This window comes from Burkholderia sp. HI2500 (genome assembly GCF_002223055.1).
Lineage (GTDB): Bacteria > Pseudomonadota > Gammaproteobacteria > Burkholderiales > Burkholderiaceae > Burkholderia.
On the sequence record NZ_NKFL01000004.1, the window covers coordinates 219,325 to 238,278 of the forward strand.

Consider the following 18,954-nt stretch of genomic DNA (forward strand, 5'->3'; position numbering starts at 1 on the left):
GGGGTGCGGCCCGGCACCGTGCGCGATTCGACGCGCGGCTCAATGATTCGCCGCATCGGCCGGACCGTGATTCATCTTACCCTGATCGCCCCGCACCCGCTCGATGTGCGGGTGCGCCCACGAGCCGGTGATCGCGTAGTCGAGCGCGAACGCGCGCGACAGCGTTTCCGACAGCGCGTAGTTCGCGGCCAGCACGCCGACGCCGAGCAGCGGGTTGATGATGGCCGCGCCGATCGCGGCGGCGCCCGCGCTGATCTTCGGTGCGACGTGCGCGTGCAGGTCCTGCGTCTCGGCGCCGAGATCGACCGCGCCGCGCACGGAGACGTTCGCGGGCCCCGTCATCATCGAGAAGTCGTCGGTGCGGGCGATCCCGTTCGAGATCTGGCCGGTGCCGGTGATCTTGTCGAACGGCAGCCCCTTGCCGATCACGTCGCGGAAATTCAGCGTCAGGAAGCGCGCGAGGCTCTGCAGGCTCAGCACGCCGAGCAGCTTCGCGGCGCCCGGGTCGACCTTCAGGATCTGGCCGTGTTCGAGATCGATCGCGATCTGGCCGCCGAGCGACGGGAAGTCGAGCGCGGTCGGGCCGCCGCGCCAGCCGACCTTGCCGGTCACCGAGCCATGGCCGTCCGCGAGCGTGCGCGGCAGGCCGACGCGGTCGAGCAGCGCGCCCGCGTTGCCGATGTCGAGCTTGAAGTCGAACACGGTGCGGCGCGGTGCGTCGCTCTCGTCGGCGCCGCGGGCGAGCGCGCGACGCGACGTGCGCCAGTTGCCGGTCGCCGTCAGCTTCGCGTCCGGGTTCGACAGCTCCAGCTTGTCGAGCTGCCAGACCGGTGTGCCGGCTTCGTCGATGTTGCGCGCGTTGACGACGAGGCGGCCGATGTCGTGGTTGCGCGCGACGACCTGGTCGACGATCAGGTCGATGGACGGCATCGGGCGGTCGGTCGGCGTCGGCAGGTTCATCGCGCGGCCGACGAGATCGTGCTGTGCGCTGTCCGGGATCACGAGCTTCGCGAGCCGCGCATTCAACACGCCCGCGCCGTTGTGGCCGCCGCCCGGCGCCCACGACAGGTAGCCCGACACCTGGTTCGACGCGATGTTCGCCTGCCACAGCTCGTCGACGTGAGACGCGCCGATGATCACGTTTTCCCAGTTGCGCTTGAGCAGCTTCAGCGTGCCGAAGTGGAGCGCGAAACGCTTCGGCGCGAAGCTTGCGAAATCGACGCGCGGCGCGGCCTGCGGCTCCGGCGCGCGCGGCGTGTCGGACTTCAGCGTATGGGCCAGCGCAAGCCACGCGTCGGCGTCCAGTTCGTTGACGTCGACGGCCGCGCTCACGCCGTCCTGCGGCATGTCGGGCATCCGGTGAATGCCCATCGCGCCGCGCACCGCGCGCAGCGGCTGGCCGCGCGTCGCGTCGAGCAGGTAGGTCGCGGATACGGGGCCGAGCGTCAGGTCGGCGTGCTCGAGACGCTTGCCGTCCGCCTGCGGCGCCGGCTGCAGCGTGAAGCTGAACGGCATCGGCGTGCCGGCCGCCTTCGCGAACGGCGCGGGGAAATTCAGCGCGACGCCGGTCAGGTCGGAACGCGCGCTGATGTCGGGCAGGCGGCCCGGCGCGCCGCGCACGGCGACCTTGTACGGCGCGTCGCCGACCACGTGCTCGAGCAGCGCGGCGGCCGGGCCGTGCAGGTTCAGGCCGCGCGCGGCGTCGAGTGCGAGCCGGCCGTCGACGTCCACCGTGTACGGCCCGTGCGACTGGAAGTTGCCGTTCGCGCGCACCGGGCCGCCGAGGAAGCGTCCCGACAGTTCGTGCAGCGACGCGCCGGCCTCGGTGAACCGGACACTGCCGCGCAGTGCGGACAGCGGCGGCACGCCGCTGGTCGTCAGCGTGTTGCCGCCGAATGCGAGCGCGCCTTCGACGTGCGTGTGCGGATGCGCGACGTGCTGCGGAATCGTGATCTTGAGCCCGAGCGACGCGGGGCCCTGCGCATCGATCCGCTGGCCGATATGTCCGCTCATCGTGCCGAGTGAGCTGTTGTCCGCGTAGTCGATCAGGTCGGCGAGCGGGCCCTGCGCATGGCCGTCGATGATGAGCGGCGAGTGGGTCGGATTGCCGAGATCGTCGATGCGGCCGGCGACCTTCGTCAGCGCGACGCGCTTGTAGTGTGCGCGGTGGATGTCGAAGCGCAGCTTGTTCTGCGCGAGTTCGAATACGCCGTCGATCCCGTCGAGCGCCGGCCAGACGCTCGGCGTGCCGTTCGCGAGCTTGCGCGGCGGGTACGGCGTCGGTTCGAAGCGGCCGCCGGTGAACGGCGCGACGATGTGGAACACGCCGGCGTCCGGCTCGTGTTCGAACGGGAATTTCTCGAGCGGCCCACGGGCGACGATCGACGCGCCCTTGGTCACCTGGCCGTCCTGCAGCGCGTGGCCGAGATAGTCGCGCAGGTGTTCGGACATCCCGGTCGGCAGGTAGCGCGGGATGCGCGCCACCGACGCCCGGGCGAAATCGGCGCGCAGGTCGAGCGTGCCGCGGCCGTGGCCGGGGTTCGCGTACGAGCCCGACACCGCGATTTCGGCATCGGGGTTCGAGACGAGCAGGTCGGGCAGCGATACGTCGACGCGCGCGTGCTTCTCGCCGGGCGCGGGCGTGATCGTCCATTTCGCATTGCCGCGCAGCCGGTCGAACGTCAGGCGCGGCTCGTCGAATTCGCCGGGCACCGTGACGGCCGCGTTGACCGTGTCGAAATGCGCGGAGCCGCCCGTCTCGTTCGCGTCGACGCGGCCCCACAGGTTCTCGACACCCGGCCAGCCGGCGCGCGGGTGGCCGCGCGGCGAGAGCCCGGGCGGCGGCTCCTGCGCGGCGAAGCTGATGCCCTGGAGATCGCCGAGGAAGCGGTAGCGCACGATCGGCGCGGCGCCCGTGCGCCGCTCCTCGTCGGCGAGGTCGGCATGCGCGGGTTTCGCGCGCTCGACCTCGATGTGATAGTTCGACACCATCCCGCGCGGGTCAAGCTTGATCAGCTCGTTGCGCAGGCGTGCCGGCAGCGGCAGCCCGCGGATGAATTCGCTGAGGATGCCGAGATCGACGCGGTCGCCGACGACGCTCAACAACTGCCCCTGGTTCGCGGTCGGCACGCGGTAGCGGGCCGTCAGCGTCGACAGCGCGAGCGAGCGGGCGAGCGGCGTGCCGTCCGGCAGCGGCGGCTGGCCGAGCTCCGCGTTGAAGCGCGTCAGGTGCAGCGTGTAGTCGTGGCCGGCGTCGAGCTGCATGTCCCAGCCGAAGCCGACCGTCGGCACGTCGAGCCGCGGCTGCGTCGGGCGCACGCGCAGCGCGACGTCCGCGCCTTGCAGGTCGCCGCCCGCCGAATGCAGGTGGCCGTCGCCGAAGGTGGCCCAGATCGCGTTGTCGATCCGGCCCGCGTGGATCGTGAGCGGCATGTCGAGGTAGCGCGCCAGCGTCTGCAGGTCGACCGGGCCCGTCGACAGGTACGCGTCGCCCGTCCAGTTCGCTGGCTTGCCGACCGGCGCGAGCGGCTTGTGCCTGAAGCGCGCACGGAAGTCGAGCGGGCCGAGCAGCAGCGTGCCGTTCGCGGGCGCCTGCAGCGCGGCCTTGTGCACGCGGCCGGCATTGAGCACCGCGAGCCGGATGCCCGACAGCACGAGCTCCGGCGCGTCATGCTGCGCGTCGCGCCAGCGCAGCGTGCCACCGCGCAGCACGATCGCCTCCTGTTTCAGCAGCCACGTGCCGAACGTGTCGTTGCCGCCGTGGGTGGTCGCCACGCCGACGCCCGCGATGCTCAGCGAGCCGTCGGCCGCCCGCGCGACGACCAGGTCGGGCTGGTCGACGATCAGGCTCGACAGCGCGGGCGACAGCCTCAGCAGCGACATCCACGACAGCGCGGCCGTCGCATGCGGCACCGACAGCGCGACCTTGCCGTCATGGCCGCGGATCGTCAGGTTCGTGAGTTCGACGCCCGGCTGCATGCCGGACCAGTTCGGGGAAAGCTTGCCGATTGAAAGCTGCGCGTGGAGCTTGTCGGACACCGCGCGTTCGATGCGCGGACGGAATTCGTCGATGCGGGGCAGCAGGACGTAGCGCAGCCCGAGGAAGGTGCCGGACGCGATGAAGTAGGTGCCGATCCCGACTGCCAGCGTCACCCTGAACACGCGACGCAAGACCGGATGATCGTGCTTCGGAGGTCCCGCTTCGGGCGCAGCTACGGCGGATTCCTGACGGTCGGACATGCGGCGGACGGGCGGCGATATGGTAGTTTTGCAGACTGACGTTGAAATGTATCACACGGGTTCGTGCCGGCGGCCGATGCGGCAGCGCGGCACGGGCTTTCCGGCGCGCGGTTTCGCGACGGGCGTACCCGCCCCGCGATGCCGCGCCGAGTCCATGGAGCCGGTCGGGAGTGGGGCGCGCATGCGTTCCCGTGCCGGCCGGCCGTTCCGCCAGGCCCGCTTCTCGATGACCGACGCTTCCGCCCTGATCAGCACGTCCTATTCCCGTTACCTGGCCCGCGCGGCCGCCGCGCGACCCGCGCTCGTCGACCAGGTCGCCGCGTGGGCGGCCGCGCCGCTCGGTCGCGCGCAGCTCGACGCGCGCCTCACCGAACTGCTGGCAACGCCGGCCGGCGCCGCCGCGCCGACCGAGGAGCACCTGAAGCGCGCGCTGCGGCAACTGCGCGCCGAGGCATTCGGCGCGGTGGCGGAGCGCGACCTGCGCGGGCTGGCGGACGTCGCCGAGGTGACGGGCGCGATGACCGATCTCGCGGAAGTGGCCGTGCAGCGCTCGCTCGCGCTGCTGTCGGCCGAGCTCGAGGCGCTGTACGGCGAGCCGCGCGGCGCCGACGGCCAGCGCGTCGTGCTCGGCGTGGTCGGGATGGGCAAGCTCGGCGGCCGCGAGCTGAACGTGTCGTCGGACATCGACCTGATCTTCGTCTACGAGGACGACGGCGAGACGACCGGCGGCGCGCGTTCGCCGCTGTCCACGCAGGAATACTTCACGCGGCTCGGCCGGCGGCTGATCGGCGTGTTGTCGGAAGTCACGGCCGACGGCTACGTGTTTCGCGTCGACATGCGGCTGCGTCCGAACGGCGATTCGGGGCCGCTCGTCTGCAGCCTCGGCATGCTCGAGGAGTATTTCTACGTACAGGGGCGCGAGTGGGAGCGCTATGCGTGGATCAAGGGGCGGCTCGTGTCGGAAGGCGACAGCGACGCGGCGCAACGGCTGGCGTCGCAACTCGAGTCGCTCGTCAAGCCGTTCGTGTACCGCCGCTACCTCGACTTCGGCGTGATCGGCGCGATCCGCTCGCTGCACCAGCAGATCCGGCAGGAAGCCGCGCGCCGCGCGTCGATGCGGCCCGACAAGGCCGACGACATCAAGCTCGGGCGCGGCGGGATCCGCGAGATCGAATTCAGTGCCCAGGTGTTCCAGCTGATCCGCGGCGGCCAGGATGCGGAATTCCGCGTGCGGCCGACGCTTGCGGTGCTGCGCCATGCGCAGGCGCGCGGGCTGATCGGCGAGGATGTGCGTGCGCGCCTGACCGAGGCCTACAACTTCCTGCGCACGCTCGAGCACCGTCTGCAGTACCGCAACGACGCGCAGACGCACGCGATGCCGGTCGAGCCGGACGAGCGCGCGGCGCTGGCCGCGTCGCTGGGCTTCGCCGACTATGCGGCGCTGATGACGGTGCTGGACGGCCACCGCACGTTCGTCGAAGCGCAGTTCGACCAGATTTTTGCCGACAAGGCGAGCGGCGCGCCCTGCGGGGCCGGCGACGACACGGCCGCCGCGTGGATCTGGAGCGGCGCGCTGGCCGACGACGGCGAGGACGACGCGCTGGTCGCGCGTCTCGACGGCCTCGGTTTTACGGATCCGGCCACCGTGCTCGCCCGGCTGCGCGCGATCTGGCAGTCGTCGCGCTACACGGGCCTACCGGAAAAGAGCCGGCAGCGCTTCGACAGCGTCGCGCAGCGGGCGCTCGACGCCGCGCCGAACATCGACGCCGCGCGCCGCGACGACACGATCGTGCGCCTGTTCGACCTGCTCGAGACGGTCAGCCGGCGCGGTGTCTATCTCGCGCTGCTGACCGAATATCCGGCCGCGCTCGACCGCGTGCTGTCGGTGCTCGGTGCGACGCGCTGGGGCGGCGGCTACCTGATCCGCCATCCGCAACTGCTCGACGAACTGCTCGACGACGAGGCGATCGCGAGCCCGTTCGACTGGCCCGCGTTCAAGGACGCGCTGCGCGCGCGCCTCGCCGCGGCCGACGGCCCCGAGCAACAGATGGACCTGCTGCGGCACGCGCAGCACGCGGAGGTGTTCCGGATCCTGCTGATCGACCTGGCCGGGCAACTGTCGGTCGAGCACGTGAGCGACCGGCTGTCCGAGCTGGCCGACGCGGTGCTCGACGTGACGATCGAAGTCGTCTGGTCGCAGCTCGCGAAGCGCCATCGCGACGTGCCGAAGTTCGCGGTGATCGCGTACGGCAAGCTGGGCGGCAAGGAGCTCGGCTACGCATCGGATCTCGACCTGATCTTCCTGTACGACGACGCCGACGAGCGTTCGGCGGACGTCTACACGACCTTCACGCGGCGCCTGATCACGTGGCTCACCACGGCGACCGGGGCGGGCGCGCTGTTCGACATCGACCTGCGGCTGCGGCCGAACGGCGAGGCCGGGCTGCTCGTCACCGATCTCGACGCGTTCCGCCGCTACCAGCTGCGCGAGGGCGACGCCGCGAATACCGCGTGGGTCTGGGAGCATCAGGCGCTGACGCGAGCCCGCTACAGCGCGGGCGACGCGCAGATCGGCGCGGACTTCGAGGCGATTCGCCAGCAGGTGCTGACGACGCCGCGCGACGGCGGCGTGCTCGCGAAGGAAATCGTCGACATGCGCGGCAAGGTGTTCGCCGGCCACCCGAACCAGACCGAGCTGTTCGACCTGAAGCACGATCGCGGCGGGATGGTCGACATCGAGTTCATCGTCCAGTACTGGGTGCTGCTGCACGCGTCGAGCGATGCCGAGCTGATCCGCAACACGGGCAACATCGCGCTGCTGCGCGAGGTCGCGCGCTTCGGGCTGATGGGCGAGGACGAGGCCGAGCGCGTCGGCGCGGCGTACCGCAAATACCGGAAGCTGCAGCACAAGCTGCGGCTCGACGGGATGGAGAAGGCGCGGGTCGATCCGGCCGTGGTGGCCGACGAGCGGGCGGCCGTGACGGCGCTGTGGGAGCGCGTGTTCGGCGGAATCTGACCGCGGCACGCCGGGCGCGCGGCAGCGGCCGGCATTGAGATTCGTTTGAGATTGTTTGAGTGGAAGGGCGGGTATCGGAAGAATCCGGCTTTCCGTTCAACCGGTGCCGTGTGCGCCACCAGCGATCTCAACTCATCTTGAAACCTATCCGCTACTCTCTTGCCACGACGGCGCTGTCCGCGGCCGTCGCTGGACTGTTCTCCGTTTCCGCTGGCGCAGCGGAAACGGCTTCCACCCCGCTGAAGAACCTGTCGCGTGGCGATGGCCAGTGCCTGGCCTGGCAGCCGGCCGACAACGCGGCCGTGTTCGCGGCATGCGACGGCAGCGCCGCGCAGGACTGGACCTTCGAGCCGCGCGACGGCTTCCAGCGCATCATCAACGCCGGCGCGAGCGCGGCGCGCGGCACGAAGATGTGCCTGCATTCGGCCACCGGCGACAACGGCATGGGGCGCGTGTCGGTCGGCGTCTGCAGCGAGGGCGACCAGACGATGCGCGACTGGCGAGCGGACATCGGCATCGACGGCCGCGTGTCGTTCGGCAACCGGTACCGGGTCAACACCGGCCGATCCAACGAAGTGCTGGCGCCGCGGGAAGGGAGCGCCGGCGTCGCGATGCAGAACCTGCGCGGCCAGCCGGCGTCGGTCTGGCGGTCGTCCGCATCGATCTCGCCGTCGCAGCGCCCGCTGCTCGGCGACAAGTCGGCGTTGCTGATGATCACGCACTTCAACGACTCCCAACCGGCCGATAGCGAAGTGGTGCGCAAGGCGGTGTTCGGCGACGGCGACGACTATTCGTCGCTGCGGCGTTATGTCGAGGTCGCGTCGCACGGCAAGCTGACGTTGCACGGTCAGACGCTCGACAGCGTCAACCTTGGCGACCGTCCGGCCAGTTGCGATTCCGGCGCGATTCGCGCGGCGGCGCGCAGCGCGGCGTTCGCCCGCGGTGTGAACCCGGACAAGTTCGACTACCTGTTCGTCGAACTGCCGAAAATGAGCAGCTGCAACTGGGCCGGCCTGGCGGCGATGCCCGGCAACTGGATCCTGTCGAACGCGAGCGGCCAGGGTTACTGGATGTGGTCCCACGAATTCGGTCACAGCCTCGGCGCGCGGCATCCGGGCTCGCTCGTCAACTGCCCGACGCCGGGCGGCACGGTCGAGGTGGGCAGCGCGTGTCGCGCGGGCGGGGTCGACGATCCGTCCGACACGATGGGCGGCGGTGGCCGGCGTTTGTATCCGGCGAGCTACCAGTTGCTCAGAGGCTGGCTGACCGAAGCCGACGTACCCGAGATCAAGGGCGAGGGCACGTACCAACTCGCGCCGCTGTGGGGCAAAGCGTCGGGTGCGAAGGCGTACCGTCTGGCGCGCGCCGACGGCTCGACGCTGTGGCTCGAGTTTCGCCAGCCGCAGCCCGGCTTCGACAACTGGAAGTCCGATGACCCGTTCGTCAATGGCGTGATCGTGCGAACCGTCGCACACGCCGGCAATGTGCTGACCAATACGCTGGTCGATGCGACGCCGGGCAGCGCGCAGGGCATGAAGGACGCGCCGCTGATGCCGGGTCATGCGTTGCACGACACGCTGTCGGGCAAGATCGTCACCGTCAAGTCGGTCGGGCCGAACGGCGCGGTGGTCGAGGTGAAGAACGACGGGGTGCTGCTGCCGCAGGCGGCCGTCATCGGCCCGCAACAGGCGAACGCGGGCGCGACGGTTGTGTTGTCGGGCGCATCGTCGGTCGGCGAGCAGTTGCGCCATGCGTGGACGGCCCCGGCCGGCATCGATGCGAAACCGAACGGCGCGGAACTGAAGTTCGTTGCGCCCGCGTTCGAACGGGACCGCGATTACGCCTTCGATCTGACCGTGACCAACGACAAGGGCTACACGGCGCAGGCGTCGCATGTCGTCAAGGTGAAGGCGCAGGAAATCGTCCCGCCGCCGCGGGCCGCGATCAGCGGGCCGGCGACGGTCGACGGTGGCGCGACCGTCGCGTTGTCCGGCGCGGCGTCGACCGGCAAGGGGCTGAAGTATGCGTGGACCGCGCCGGCAGGACTTGCGATCGACCAGCAGGGTGCGAATGCATCGTTCGTTGCGCCGAAGGCGACGCAGGCGCAGCGCTACGACGTGAAGCTGACCGTGACCGATGCGCAGAACCGCAGTGCGGTGGCGACGCATGGCGTCATGGTGCGTGCCGACGTGGCCACGGGCGCGCCTGCCTGGGACAAGAAGAAGACCTACGCGACGCCGTGCCACGAGGTCAGCCACGCCGGCAAGACCTGGCTCAACGGCTGGTGGGTGCTCGGCGATGTGCCGGGGACGGGTGGTGAGTGGGGCGCGTGGCGCGAGAAGGGTGTCGCGAACATGCATGCGACGTGCAAGGGCAAGTAGGCACGGCGAGGCGCCGGCGCGGGCGACCGCGCTGGCGCGTGCCGTTCGATCTGGTGCCACCCGGTGAGTTCGTCGTGCCGCGAAGCGCGTCGGATACGTCGGAACCCATCAAAAGGCCGCTCCGGTATTACCCGGAACGGCCTTTTTTACGTTTTCACGTTGGCTGAGCGTGCATTCCCGCGTATCCGTGCCTTATGCGGCGAGCATTTCCTTCGCGTGCTTGCGCGTGGTCGCCGTGATCTCGAGCCCGCCGAGCATCCGCGCGACTTCCTCGATGCGGTTGGCGCGGTCGAGCGCGACGACGGTCGACACCGTGCCGCCACGGTCGTCGGCGCCTTTTGCGACCTGGTAGTGGTGATCACCGCGCGCGGCGACCTGCGGCAAGTGCGTCACGCACAGCACCTGGCGATCGCGCCCGAGCTGGTGCAGCAGGCGGCCGACCACTTCGGCGACGCCGCCGCCGATCCCCGTATCGACTTCGTCGAAGATCAGCGTCGGCGTCGGGCTTGCCGCGCTGGCGATCACCGCGAGCGCGAGGCTGATCCGCGCGAGCTCGCCGCCCGACGCCACCTTCGCGAGCGGCCGCAGCGGCACGCCGGGGTGCCCGGCGACCCGGAATTCGACCTGCTCGAGCCCGTGCGGGCCGCCGTCGGCGAGCGGCACGAGCGCGACTTCGAAGCTCCCGCCCGCCATCGACAGTTCCTGCATGCCGGCCGTGACGGCCGTGCCGAGCGCCTTGGCGGCCTGCGCGCGTGCCTTGGACAGGTGTTTGGCGTCGGCGAGATAGGCTTCCCGCGCCTTGGCCTGCGCCGCCACGAGCGCGCCGAGATCGGCCGCCGCATCGAGTGCGGCGAGCTGTGCGCGGCGTGCCGCGTGTTCTTCGTGCAGCGTGTCGGGCGGCAAGCGGAACTTGCGGGCGGTCGAGTGCAGCGCATCGAGACGCGTTTCGACCTGCGCGAGCCGTTCGGGATCGAGATCGACGCGCTGCGCATAGTGCTGCAGCGAATAGACGGCCTCCTGCAACTGGATCTCGGCCGGTTCGAGCGACGCGAGCGCGTCGCCGAGCGAGGTGTCGTAGTCGGCGAGGCTGCGCAGCTTCGACACGATCGCGCCGAGCTGCGCGAGCATCGCGTCGTCGGACTCGGACAGCGCGTTGAGCGCACCGCGCACGCCTTCGATCAGGTTCGCCGAATGCGACAGGCGCTTGTGCTCGTTGCTGACTTCGTCCCATTCGCCGGGCTGCGGCGCGAGCTTGTCGAGTTCGGCGAGCTGCCAGGCGAGCTTTTCGCGCTCGAGCTGCAGCTCGCGCTCGTGCGCTTTTGCAGCGTCGATCGCCTGCGTCGCGTCGCGCCACACGCGCCATGCGCGCGCGACGTTCGCGGCATCGGCGACGAGCCCCGCGTGCGTATCGAACAGCTCGCGCTGCGCGTCGGGCCGCATCAGCAACTGGTGCGCATGCTGGCCGTGGATGTCCACGAGCATCTCGCCGAGCTCGCGCAGCTGCGCGAGCGTCGCGCTGGTGCCGTTGATGAACGCGCGCGACCGGCCGTTCGCATCGATCACGCGGCGCAGCATCACGGTGTCCTCGGTGTCGAACGCGTGTTCGTCGAGCCAGCGCGCGACGCGGTCGTGCGGCGTGAATTCGGCGGTGATGTCGGCGCGGCTGCAGCCGGTGCGCACGACGCTCGCGTCGGCACGTTCGCCGAGCGCGAGGGCAAGGGCGTCGATCAGGATCGATTTCCCGGCACCGGTTTCACCGGAAAACACGGAAAAGCCGCTGTCGAATTCGAGATCGAGCGCGGCGACGATGACGAAGTCGCGGATCGAGAGGTGGCGGAGCATGGTGTCGGGCAGAGCGGCGTCAGGACGCCTTGTCGTCTTCGTTCGAGGCGTGTTCGTTCCAGTGCAGCTTCTTGCGCAGCGTCGCGTAGTAGCTGTAGCCGATCGGGTGCAGGAACGGCACCGTGTGCTTCGAGCGGCGCACCTCGATCGTGTCGTTCAGTTCGAGCGCGGTGAACGACTGCATGTCGAAGTTCACGTTGACGTCGCGCCCGCCGACGATCTGGATCGCGATTTTCGAATCGTCGGGCAGCACGATCGGCCGGTTCGACAGCGCGTGCGGCGCGATCGGCACGAGCACGATGCCCGCCAGCTGCGGATGGAGGATCGGGCCGGCCGACGACAGCGCGTAAGCGGTCGAGCCGGTCGGCGTGGCGACGATCAGGCCGTCCGAACGCTGGTTGTACATGTACCGGCCGTCGACCGATGCGCGCAGCTCGACCATCCCGGAGAAGCCGCTGCGGTTTACGACGACGTCGTTGAAGGCGAGCGCGTGGTAGATCGGTTCGCCGTCGCGCATGATCCGGGCCTCGAGCAGCGCGCGCTCCTCGCGCTCGAACTTGCCCGACAGGATCACCGGGACGAGCGCCTGCATGTCGGCCGCCGCGATATCGGTGATGAAGCCGAGCCGCCCGTGGTTGATCCCGATCAGCGGTGTCTTGTACGGCGCGAGCTGACGGCCGATGCCGAGCATCGTCCCGTCGCCGCCCAGCACGACCGCCACATCGGCACGCGCCCCGATTTCGGCCGGGGTCAGCGCCGGGTAGCCGGTGATGCCGATCTCGCGCGCGGTCTCGGCTTCGAAGACGACCTCGAAGCCCCGCTTGGCGACGCAGGCGGCCAGCGTGGCGAGCGGCTCGGCGATGTTCGGCGTGTTGCTCCGGCCGACGAGCGCGACAGTGTTGAACTGATTACCGGTTTTCATGCCGGCATTACACCATAGCTCGTTGACGAAAAGAACCGGCTGTGCGCGGTCGGGGCCGGATCGGGCCGGCCCGCGCAACGGTAGCCGACGCCACTCGCCGCGGTCGCGCGGTTGCGCTAAAATTTTCCACCATGCTAGATCCTCGCGCACGAACCCTCCTGAAAACCCTGATCGAACGGTATATCGCCGACGGTCAGCCAGTCGGATCGCGCACGTTGTCCCGTTACTCCGGGCTCGAGCTGAGCCCGGCAACGATCCGCAACGTGATGTCCGACCTGGAGGAGCTCGGCCTCGTGTCGAGCCCGCACACGTCGGCCGGCCGCGTGCCGACGCCGCGCGGCTACCGGCTGTTCGTCGACACGATGCTGACGGTCGAGGCGCCGATCGACGCCGAAGCCGTCGCGCGGCAGGTGCAGAACACGCTGCAGGCGGGCGAGCCGCAGCAGCGGGTCGTGGCGGCCGCCGCGAGCGTGCTGTCGAACCTGTCGCAGTTCGCGGGCGTGGTGCTGACGCCGCGCCGCAGCCACGTGTTCAAGCAGATCGAGTTCATGCGCCTGTCGGACAAGCGCATCCTGCTGATCATCGTCACGCCCGAAGGCGACGTGCAGAACCGGATGCTCGCGACGCCGCGCGATTACTCGCCGTCGCAACTGACGGAGGCGTCCAACTACATCAACGCGCATTTCGCCGGCCTGTCGTTCGACGAGGTGCGCCGCCGCCTGCGCGACGAGATCGACCAGTTGCGCGGCGACATGACCGCGCTGATGCACGCCGCCGTGACGGCCAGCACCGAGGTGCCTGACACGGAGGACACCGTGCTGATTTCCGGCGAGCGCAACCTGCTCGAAGTGGCGGATCTCTCGTCCGACATGGCGCGACTGCGCAAGCTGTTCGACGTATTCGACCAAAAGACGGGCCTCCTGCAACTGCTCGACGTGTCGAGCCACGCCCACGGCGTGCAGATCTTCATTGGCGGCGAATCGACGCTCGTGCCGATCGAGGAAATGAGCGTCGTTACCGCGCCTTACGAGGTGAACGGGCAGATCGTCGGCACGCTCGGCGTGATCGGCCCGACCCGCATGGCGTACAACCGCGTGATACCGATCGTCGACATCACCGCGCGCCTGCTGTCGCTCACGCTGAGCCAGCAGTAGCCTGCGGTCGCCGGCCCGATCCTGCCCCGTCATCGTGCCGCGGCACCGCGTGTGCCGGCAGTCGGCCGAACGGCCAGCCGACCGGCGCGGAGCGGCCCGCTATAATTGAGAGCCGTCCGGTCCCGTGCCCCGAGCACGTAATTGCCCATGCGTTTCGATCTTGAGCCGCCTTCGAGCACCGCGGCTGCCCATCGCATCGGTGTGCTGCTGATCAATCTCGGCACGCCCGACGCCCCGACACCGCGCGCGGTGCGGCGCTACCTGGCCGAATTCCTGTCGGATCCGCGGGTCGTCGAGATTCCGCAGGCCGTCTGGCAGGTGCTGCTGCGCACGCTCATCCTGCCGCTGCGCGGCCGTGCGTCCGCGAAGAAATACGCGGCGGTCTGGATGCCCGAGGGCTCGCCGCTGCGCGTGTACACGGAGCACCAGACCGACAGCGTGCGGCACCTGCTCACGTCGAACGGCTATCACGTGATGGTCGACTACGCGATGCGCTACGGCAGCCCGAACATTTCGCACGCGCTCGCGCAGTTCAAGCGGGCGGGCGTCGAGCGCGTGCTGCTGATGCCGATGTATCCGCAATACTCGGCGTCGACCACCGCCACGGCGTTCGACGCCGCCTTCGACGCGCTCGCGCGCATGCGCAATCAGCCCGAGGTGCGCACGGTGCGGCACTACGCCGACCATCCGGCCTATATCCATGCGCTGGCCGAGCAGGTGCGCCAGTATTGGGCGCAGCACGGCCGGCCCGATTTCGCGGCCGGCGACAAGCTCGTGCTGAGCTTTCACGGCGTGCCGAAGCGCACGCTCGACCTCGGCGATCCCTATCACGACCAGTGCCAGCAGACGGGTGCGCTGCTGATGGCCGCGCTCGGGCTGTCGACGACCGAATGCCGCGTCACGTTCCAGTCGCGTTTCGGCAAGGCCGAATGGCTGCAGCCTTACACCGCGCCGACGCTGCGCGAGTTCGGCGAGGCCGGCGTGCGGCGGGCCGACGTGTTCTGTCCCGGTTTCACGGCCGACTGCCTGGAGACCATCGAGGAGATCGGCATGGAAGTGCGCGACGAGTTCCTCGCCGGCGGCGGCAAGGCGTTCCACCGGATTCCGTGCCTGAATGGCGCGTCCGCGTGGATCGGCGCGCTCGGCGAGATCGTCGCCGAGAATCTGCAGGGCTGGCCGGTCAAGGCCGCGCAGCCCGAAATGGTGAGTTGAGCGCGATGAATTACAAGATTTCGACCGAACCGGGCGCGAAGCTGCGCATCGATAAATGGCTGTGGGCGGCCCGGTTCTTCAAGACGCGCTCGCTCGCGACCGATGCGGTGGACAAGGGGCACGTGAAGATTGGCGGCGCGGCGGTCAAGCCGGCGAAGGAAGTGCGGGTGGGCGACGAGGTCGAGATTGCGATCGACGGCATCGTCTGGCACATTGCCGTGCTCGGCGTGTGCGACGTGCGCGGGCCGGCGAGCGTCGCGCAGACGCTTTACGCGGAGACGGAAGCGGGGCGGGCCGCGCGGCTCGCCGAACTGGAGCGGCGCCGCACGTATCGCGAGCCGGCAGCCGAATTGCACGGCCGGCCGACGAAGCGCGACCGGCGCATCATCGACAGATTTTCTGGTGGGAGCTGAACATCTGGTCGAACGTCGCCCGTGCGCTTCCGTATTCGGTCGTGCGGTCGGTGACGGCTCCCGACAGGCAGATGGTGGTGGTGCCGGCAATGAGTACCAGCGCGACCACCGAGATCGCAAACGTCAGTTTCATGGTACTCCCCTCGAGAAGAAGGGTGAAAACGGCGCCAGGTGGATGTCAGGCGTCAGTCAGCTAGGGGTAAACACGCTTTTCCGACGCTTGAGTGGAGTGTAGTGCAGCGGGCCTGTGCCAAGCTAGTACTTGCCAGGTAAGCGTTGTTACCGGCCGTTTCGCCCGATCTGGCGGACTATGCGGCCGATGCCCCGGCGTGACGCGCGGTTGTTTCGCGGTATTGGAGAATGCCGGCGAATAACCCTCTTGAAATCGTCGTTTTCACCCTTATTTGCACCAGCAATGTGCGGTGCCACCGGATATACGGTCCGGCGGTTGCCGATTTGGCTTCAACCTCTAATCGACTTTCAGCGACATGGAAAACACGCAAGAGAACCCGGCATCCCAATCGGCCGAAGAGATCGGCAGCGAGAAGCAGGCGGCGCAAGGCGCTGCTCCCGCCGCCGAAGCAGCCGACGCGGCGCTCGCGGAGGCTCAAGCCAAGGTCGCCGAGCTGCAGGAGAGCTTCCTGCGGGCGAAGGCCGAAACCGAGAACGTCCGCCGCCGCGCGCAGGACGACGTCTCGAAGGCGCACAAGTTCGCGATCGAGAGCTTTGCGGAGCACCTGCTGCCCGTGCTGGACAGCCTGGAAGCGGCCGTCAACGATACGTCCGGCGACATCGCGAAGGTGCGCGAAGGCGTCGAGCTGACGCTGCGCCAGCTGACGAGCGCGCTCGAGAAGGGCCGCGTCGTCGCGCTGAACCCGGTTGGCGAGAAGTTCGATCCGCACCAGCACCAGGCCATTTCGATGGTGCCGGCCGACCAGGAGCCGAACACCGTCGTCACCGTGCTGCAAAAGGGCTACATGATCGCCGACCGCGTGCTGCGTCCGGCGCTCGTCACCGTCGCGCAGCCGAAGTAAGGCCGTCGCGATGCTGCCAGCCGGCGTCGATCCGGCCGCGTTCGACGCGTTCGACATGCAGGCGCTGGACGCCGGCACGTTCGACGCGGCGATCGACGGCGCGGGCGATGCGCTCGCGGTGGTGTTCTTCTGGGGCGTCGACTGCTTCAACTGCGAGATCGCGAAGAAGGCGATGCTCGCCCAGCCCGACGCGATCCGCGCGCTGGACCTGAAGTGGTTCCATTGCAACGTGTACGAACACCACCAGCTGGGGCGCCGCTTCGGGCTGCACGGCGTGCCGACGTGGTTCTTCTTCCACCGCGGCAAGCGGCTCGGCCGCGCGACGGGCTGGCATGGCCTCGCGCAGTTCCAGGCAGCGGTGTCGGCGGCACGCGCGAAAATCGCCGCGGCGGGCGGCAATCCGCTGGGCGGCAATCCGTCGGGGGCGATCCGCTAGCCGGCAGCGATTGAAAAAATTTAATATCCGCATCGCACGTCGGGTCTTGAAAACGAACCGGACGGACGCATTTCGGGAACAGAGTTGAATTCTGGCGCGCGAAACCGCCCCAAAACGCGGGATTTTGCGCAGCAAACAAGCATTTCTGGAGATTAGGAAAAAATGGGAAAGATCATCGGTATTGACCTCGGCACCACGAACTCGTGCGTCGCCATCATGGAAGGCAACCAGGTCAAGGTCATCGAGAACTCGGAAGGCACGCGCACCACGCCGTCGATCATCGCCTACATGGACGACAACGAAGTGCTGGTCGGCGCGCCGGCCAAGCGCCAGTCGGTGACCAACCCGAAGAACACGCTGTTCGCCGTGAAGCGCCTGATCGGCCGCCGCTTCGAAGAGAAGGAAGTCCAGAAGGACATCGGCCTGATGCCGTACGCCATCATCAAGGCCGACAACGGCGATGCATGGGTCGAGGCACACGGCGAGAAGCTCGCGCCGCCGCAAGTGTCGGCGGAAGTGCTGCGCAAGATGAAGAAGACGGCCGAAGACTACCTCGGCGAGCCGGTCACGGAAGCCGTGATCACGGTGCCGGCGTACTTCAACGACAGCCAGCGCCAGGCAACCAAGGACGCCGGCCGCATCGCGGGCCTCGAAGTCAAGCGGATCATCAACGAGCCGACCGCGGCTGCGCTCGCGTTCGGCCTCGACAAGGCCGAGAAGGGCGACCGCAAGATCGCCGTGTATGACCTCGGCGGCGGTACGTTCGACGTGTCGATCATCGAAATCGCGGACGTCGACGGCGAAATGCAGTTCGAAGTGCTGTCGACCAACGGCGACACGTTCCTCGGCGGCGAAGACTTCGACCAGCGCATCATCGATTACATCATCGGCGAGTTCAAGAAGGAGCAGGGCGTCGACCTGTCGAAGGACGTGCTCGCGCTGCAGCGCCTGAAGGAAGCCGCTGAAAAGGCGAAGATCGAGCTGTCGTCGAGCCAGCAGACCGAAATCAACCTGCCGTACATCACGGCTGACGCGTCGGGCCCGAAGCACTTGAACCTGAAGATCACCCGCGCGAAGCTGGAAGCGCTGGTGGAAGACCTCGTCGAGCGCACGATCGAACCGTGCCGCATCGCGATCAAGGACGCAGGCGTCAAGGTGTCGGACATCGACGACGTGATCCTGGTCGGCGGCCAGACGCGCATGCCGAAGGTGCTGGAGAAGGTGAAGGAATTCTTCGGCAAGGATCCGCGCCGTGACGTGAACCCGGACGAAGCCGTTGCAGTCGGCGCGGCGATCCAGGGCCAGGTCCTGTCGGGCGACCGCAAGGACGTGCTGCTGCTCGACGTGACCCCGCTGTCGCTCGGCATCGAGACGCTCGGCGGCGTGATGACGAAGATGATCAGCAAGAACACGACGATCCCGACGAAGCACGCCCAGGTGTACTCGACGGCGGACGACAACCAGGGCGCCGTGACGATCAAGGTGTTCCAGGGCGAACGCGAAATGGCAGCCGGCAACAAGCTGCTCGGCGAGTTCAACCTCGAAGGCATCCCGCCGGCACCGCGCGGCGTGCCGCAGATCGAGGTGACCTTCGACATCGACGCGAACGGCATCCTGCACGTCGGCGCGAAGGACAAGGCGACCGGCAAGGAAAACAAGATCACGATCAAGGCGAACTCGGGTCTGTCCGAGGCTGAAATCGACCAGATGATCAAGGACGCGGAAGCGAACGCAGCGGAAGATCACAAGCTGCGCGAGCTGGCTGATTCGCGCAACCAGGGCGACGCGCTGGTCCACAGCACGAAGAAGGCGCTGACCGAGTACGGCGACAAGCTGGACGCGGGCGAGAAGGAAGCCATCGAAGCGTCGCTGAAGTCGCTTGAGGAAGTGCTGAAGGACTCGTCGGCCGACAAGGCTGCGATCGACGCGAAGGTCGAGGAGCTCGGCAAGGTGTCGCAGAAGCTCGGCGAAAAGATGTACGCCGACATGCAGGCCCAGCAAGCAGGTGCGGCCGGTGCAGCGGGCGCAGCGGAAGGCGCGGCCCACGCGGGCGGTGCGCAACAGGCTGCCGACGATGTCGTCGACGCCGAGTTCAAGGAAGTGAAGAAGGACTAAGCCGGGTTGCCCCGGTGCCGCACGCCGCGCGCCACCCGCGCGCGGCGCGGCTGACGGGTTGGCTGACAAGCGGTCTGTCTTTCCTTCCGGATGGCCGGATCGACTCCACGCCTGGCGGGCTTCGCGGCCCTCCGGGCACATTTGTTTTTTGGCGGGTGCTGCACGCGCCGTCCGCGGCGGGCGCAGCGCC

12 protein-coding genes are annotated in these 18,954 nt (G+C 68.6%); 8 read left to right on the forward strand and 4 right to left on the reverse strand.

Going from position 1 to position 18,954, the window contains the following annotated elements; all coding sequences use genetic code 11:
- Positions 1–39: 39 nt before the first annotated feature.
- Entirely contained in the window at positions 40–4,239 is a 4,200-nt protein-coding gene (locus CFB45_RS03560; protein ID WP_089424549.1) for a YhdP family protein, read from the reverse strand.
- A 226-nt stretch (positions 4,240–4,465) separates the two neighbouring features.
- Here CFB45_RS03560 and glnE point away from each other — a divergent pair, with 226 nt between their 5' ends.
- Both glnE and CFB45_RS03570 read left to right on the forward strand, forming a co-directional pair.
- Entirely contained in the window at positions 4,466–7,255 is a 2,790-nt protein-coding gene (gene glnE / locus CFB45_RS03565; protein WP_089425847.1) for a bifunctional [glutamate--ammonia ligase]-adenylyl-L-tyrosine phosphorylase/[glutamate--ammonia-ligase] adenylyltransferase, read from the forward strand.
- A 137-nt stretch (positions 7,256–7,392) separates the two neighbouring features.
- Positions 7,393–9,636: a carbohydrate-binding protein gene (locus tag CFB45_RS03570; protein ID WP_256978101.1), complete on the forward strand. Its 2,244-nt coding sequence runs from the start codon at positions 7,393–7,395 to the stop codon at positions 9,634–9,636.
- A 192-nt stretch (positions 9,637–9,828) separates the two neighbouring features.
- Here the strand turns inward: CFB45_RS03570 and recN are convergent, their stop codons facing one another.
- Positions 9,829–11,478, reverse strand: coding sequence for a DNA repair protein RecN (gene recN, locus CFB45_RS03575; RefSeq protein WP_089424550.1), 1,650 nt, complete (start codon positions 11,476–11,478; stop codon positions 9,829–9,831).
- A 19-nt stretch (positions 11,479–11,497) separates the two neighbouring features.
- Entirely contained in the window at positions 11,498–12,400 is a 903-nt protein-coding gene (locus CFB45_RS03580) for an NAD kinase (protein ID WP_089424551.1), read from the reverse strand.
- A 131-nt stretch (positions 12,401–12,531) separates the two neighbouring features.
- Here CFB45_RS03580 and hrcA point away from each other — a divergent pair, with 131 nt between their 5' ends.
- The 3 genes from hrcA (at position 12,532) to CFB45_RS03595 (ending at position 15,179) form a co-directional block, all read left to right on the forward strand.
- Complete coding sequence (gene hrcA / locus CFB45_RS03585) at positions 12,532–13,554, forward strand: heat-inducible transcriptional repressor HrcA (RefSeq protein ID WP_089424552.1); 1,023 nt, start codon at positions 12,532–12,534, stop codon at positions 13,552–13,554.
- A gap of 147 nt (positions 13,555–13,701) precedes the next feature.
- Positions 13,702–14,766, forward strand: a complete 1,065-nt coding sequence (hemH, locus tag CFB45_RS03590; protein WP_089424553.1) for a ferrochelatase — start codon at positions 13,702–13,704, stop codon at positions 14,764–14,766.
- 5 nt (positions 14,767–14,771) lie between these two features.
- Positions 14,772–15,179 carry an RNA-binding S4 domain-containing protein gene (locus CFB45_RS03595; RefSeq protein WP_011351021.1) on the forward strand — a complete coding sequence of 136 codons (408 nt, stop codon included), beginning with the start codon at positions 14,772–14,774 and terminating at the stop codon, positions 15,177–15,179.
- Here CFB45_RS03595 and CFB45_RS38920 read toward each other — a convergent pair.
- Positions 15,151–15,312 carry a hypothetical protein gene (locus CFB45_RS38920; protein ID WP_006476841.1) on the reverse strand — a complete coding sequence of 54 codons (162 nt, stop codon included), beginning with the start codon at positions 15,310–15,312 and terminating at the stop codon, positions 15,151–15,153. The two genes, CFB45_RS03595 and CFB45_RS38920, sit on opposite strands and share 29 nt — an antisense overlap.
- 355 nt (positions 15,313–15,667) lie before the next feature.
- Between CFB45_RS38920 and grpE the strand changes: the two genes are divergently transcribed.
- The 3 genes from grpE (at position 15,668) to dnaK (ending at position 18,764) form a co-directional block, all read left to right on the forward strand.
- A complete protein-coding gene (gene grpE / locus CFB45_RS03605) occupies positions 15,668–16,213 on the forward strand; it encodes a nucleotide exchange factor GrpE (RefSeq protein ID WP_089424554.1) in 546 nt (181 codons plus the stop codon).
- A 10-nt stretch (positions 16,214–16,223) separates the two neighbouring features.
- Positions 16,224–16,649, forward strand: coding sequence for a thioredoxin family protein (locus tag CFB45_RS03610; RefSeq protein ID WP_089424555.1), 426 nt, complete (start codon positions 16,224–16,226; stop codon positions 16,647–16,649).
- A 162-nt stretch (positions 16,650–16,811) separates the two neighbouring features.
- Positions 16,812–18,764, forward strand: coding sequence for a molecular chaperone DnaK (dnaK, locus tag CFB45_RS03615; RefSeq protein ID WP_089424556.1), 1,953 nt, complete (start codon positions 16,812–16,814; stop codon positions 18,762–18,764).
- The last annotated feature ends 190 nt before the right edge of the window (positions 18,765–18,954 follow it).

Bases quoted from the DNA above. Each gene is read 5' to 3' on its own strand.
- CFB45_RS03560 (WP_089424549.1), bottom strand. From the start codon at position 4,239: ATGTCCGACCGTCAGGAATCCGCCGTAGCTGCGCCCGAAGCGGGACCT.
- glnE (WP_089425847.1), top strand. From the start codon at position 4,466: ATGACCGACGCTTCCGCCCTGATCAGCACGTCCTATTCCCGTTACCTG.
- recN (WP_089424550.1), bottom strand. From the start codon at position 11,478: ATGCTCCGCCACCTCTCGATCCGCGACTTCGTCATCGTCGCCGCGCTC.
- CFB45_RS03580 (WP_089424551.1), bottom strand. From the start codon at position 12,400: ATGAAAACCGGTAATCAGTTCAACACTGTCGCGCTCGTCGGCCGGAGC.
- hrcA (WP_089424552.1), top strand. From the start codon at position 12,532: ATGCTAGATCCTCGCGCACGAACCCTCCTGAAAACCCTGATCGAACGG.
- hemH (WP_089424553.1), top strand. From the start codon at position 13,702: ATGCGTTTCGATCTTGAGCCGCCTTCGAGCACCGCGGCTGCCCATCGC.
- CFB45_RS03595 (WP_011351021.1), top strand. From the start codon at position 14,772: ATGAATTACAAGATTTCGACCGAACCGGGCGCGAAGCTGCGCATCGAT.
- CFB45_RS38920 (WP_006476841.1), bottom strand. From the start codon at position 15,312: ATGAAACTGACGTTTGCGATCTCGGTGGTCGCGCTGGTACTCATTGCC.
- grpE (WP_089424554.1), top strand. From the start codon at position 15,668: ATGGAAAACACGCAAGAGAACCCGGCATCCCAATCGGCCGAAGAGATC.
- CFB45_RS03610 (WP_089424555.1), top strand. From the start codon at position 16,224: ATGCTGCCAGCCGGCGTCGATCCGGCCGCGTTCGACGCGTTCGACATG.
- dnaK (WP_089424556.1), top strand. From the start codon at position 16,812: ATGGGAAAGATCATCGGTATTGACCTCGGCACCACGAACTCGTGCGTC.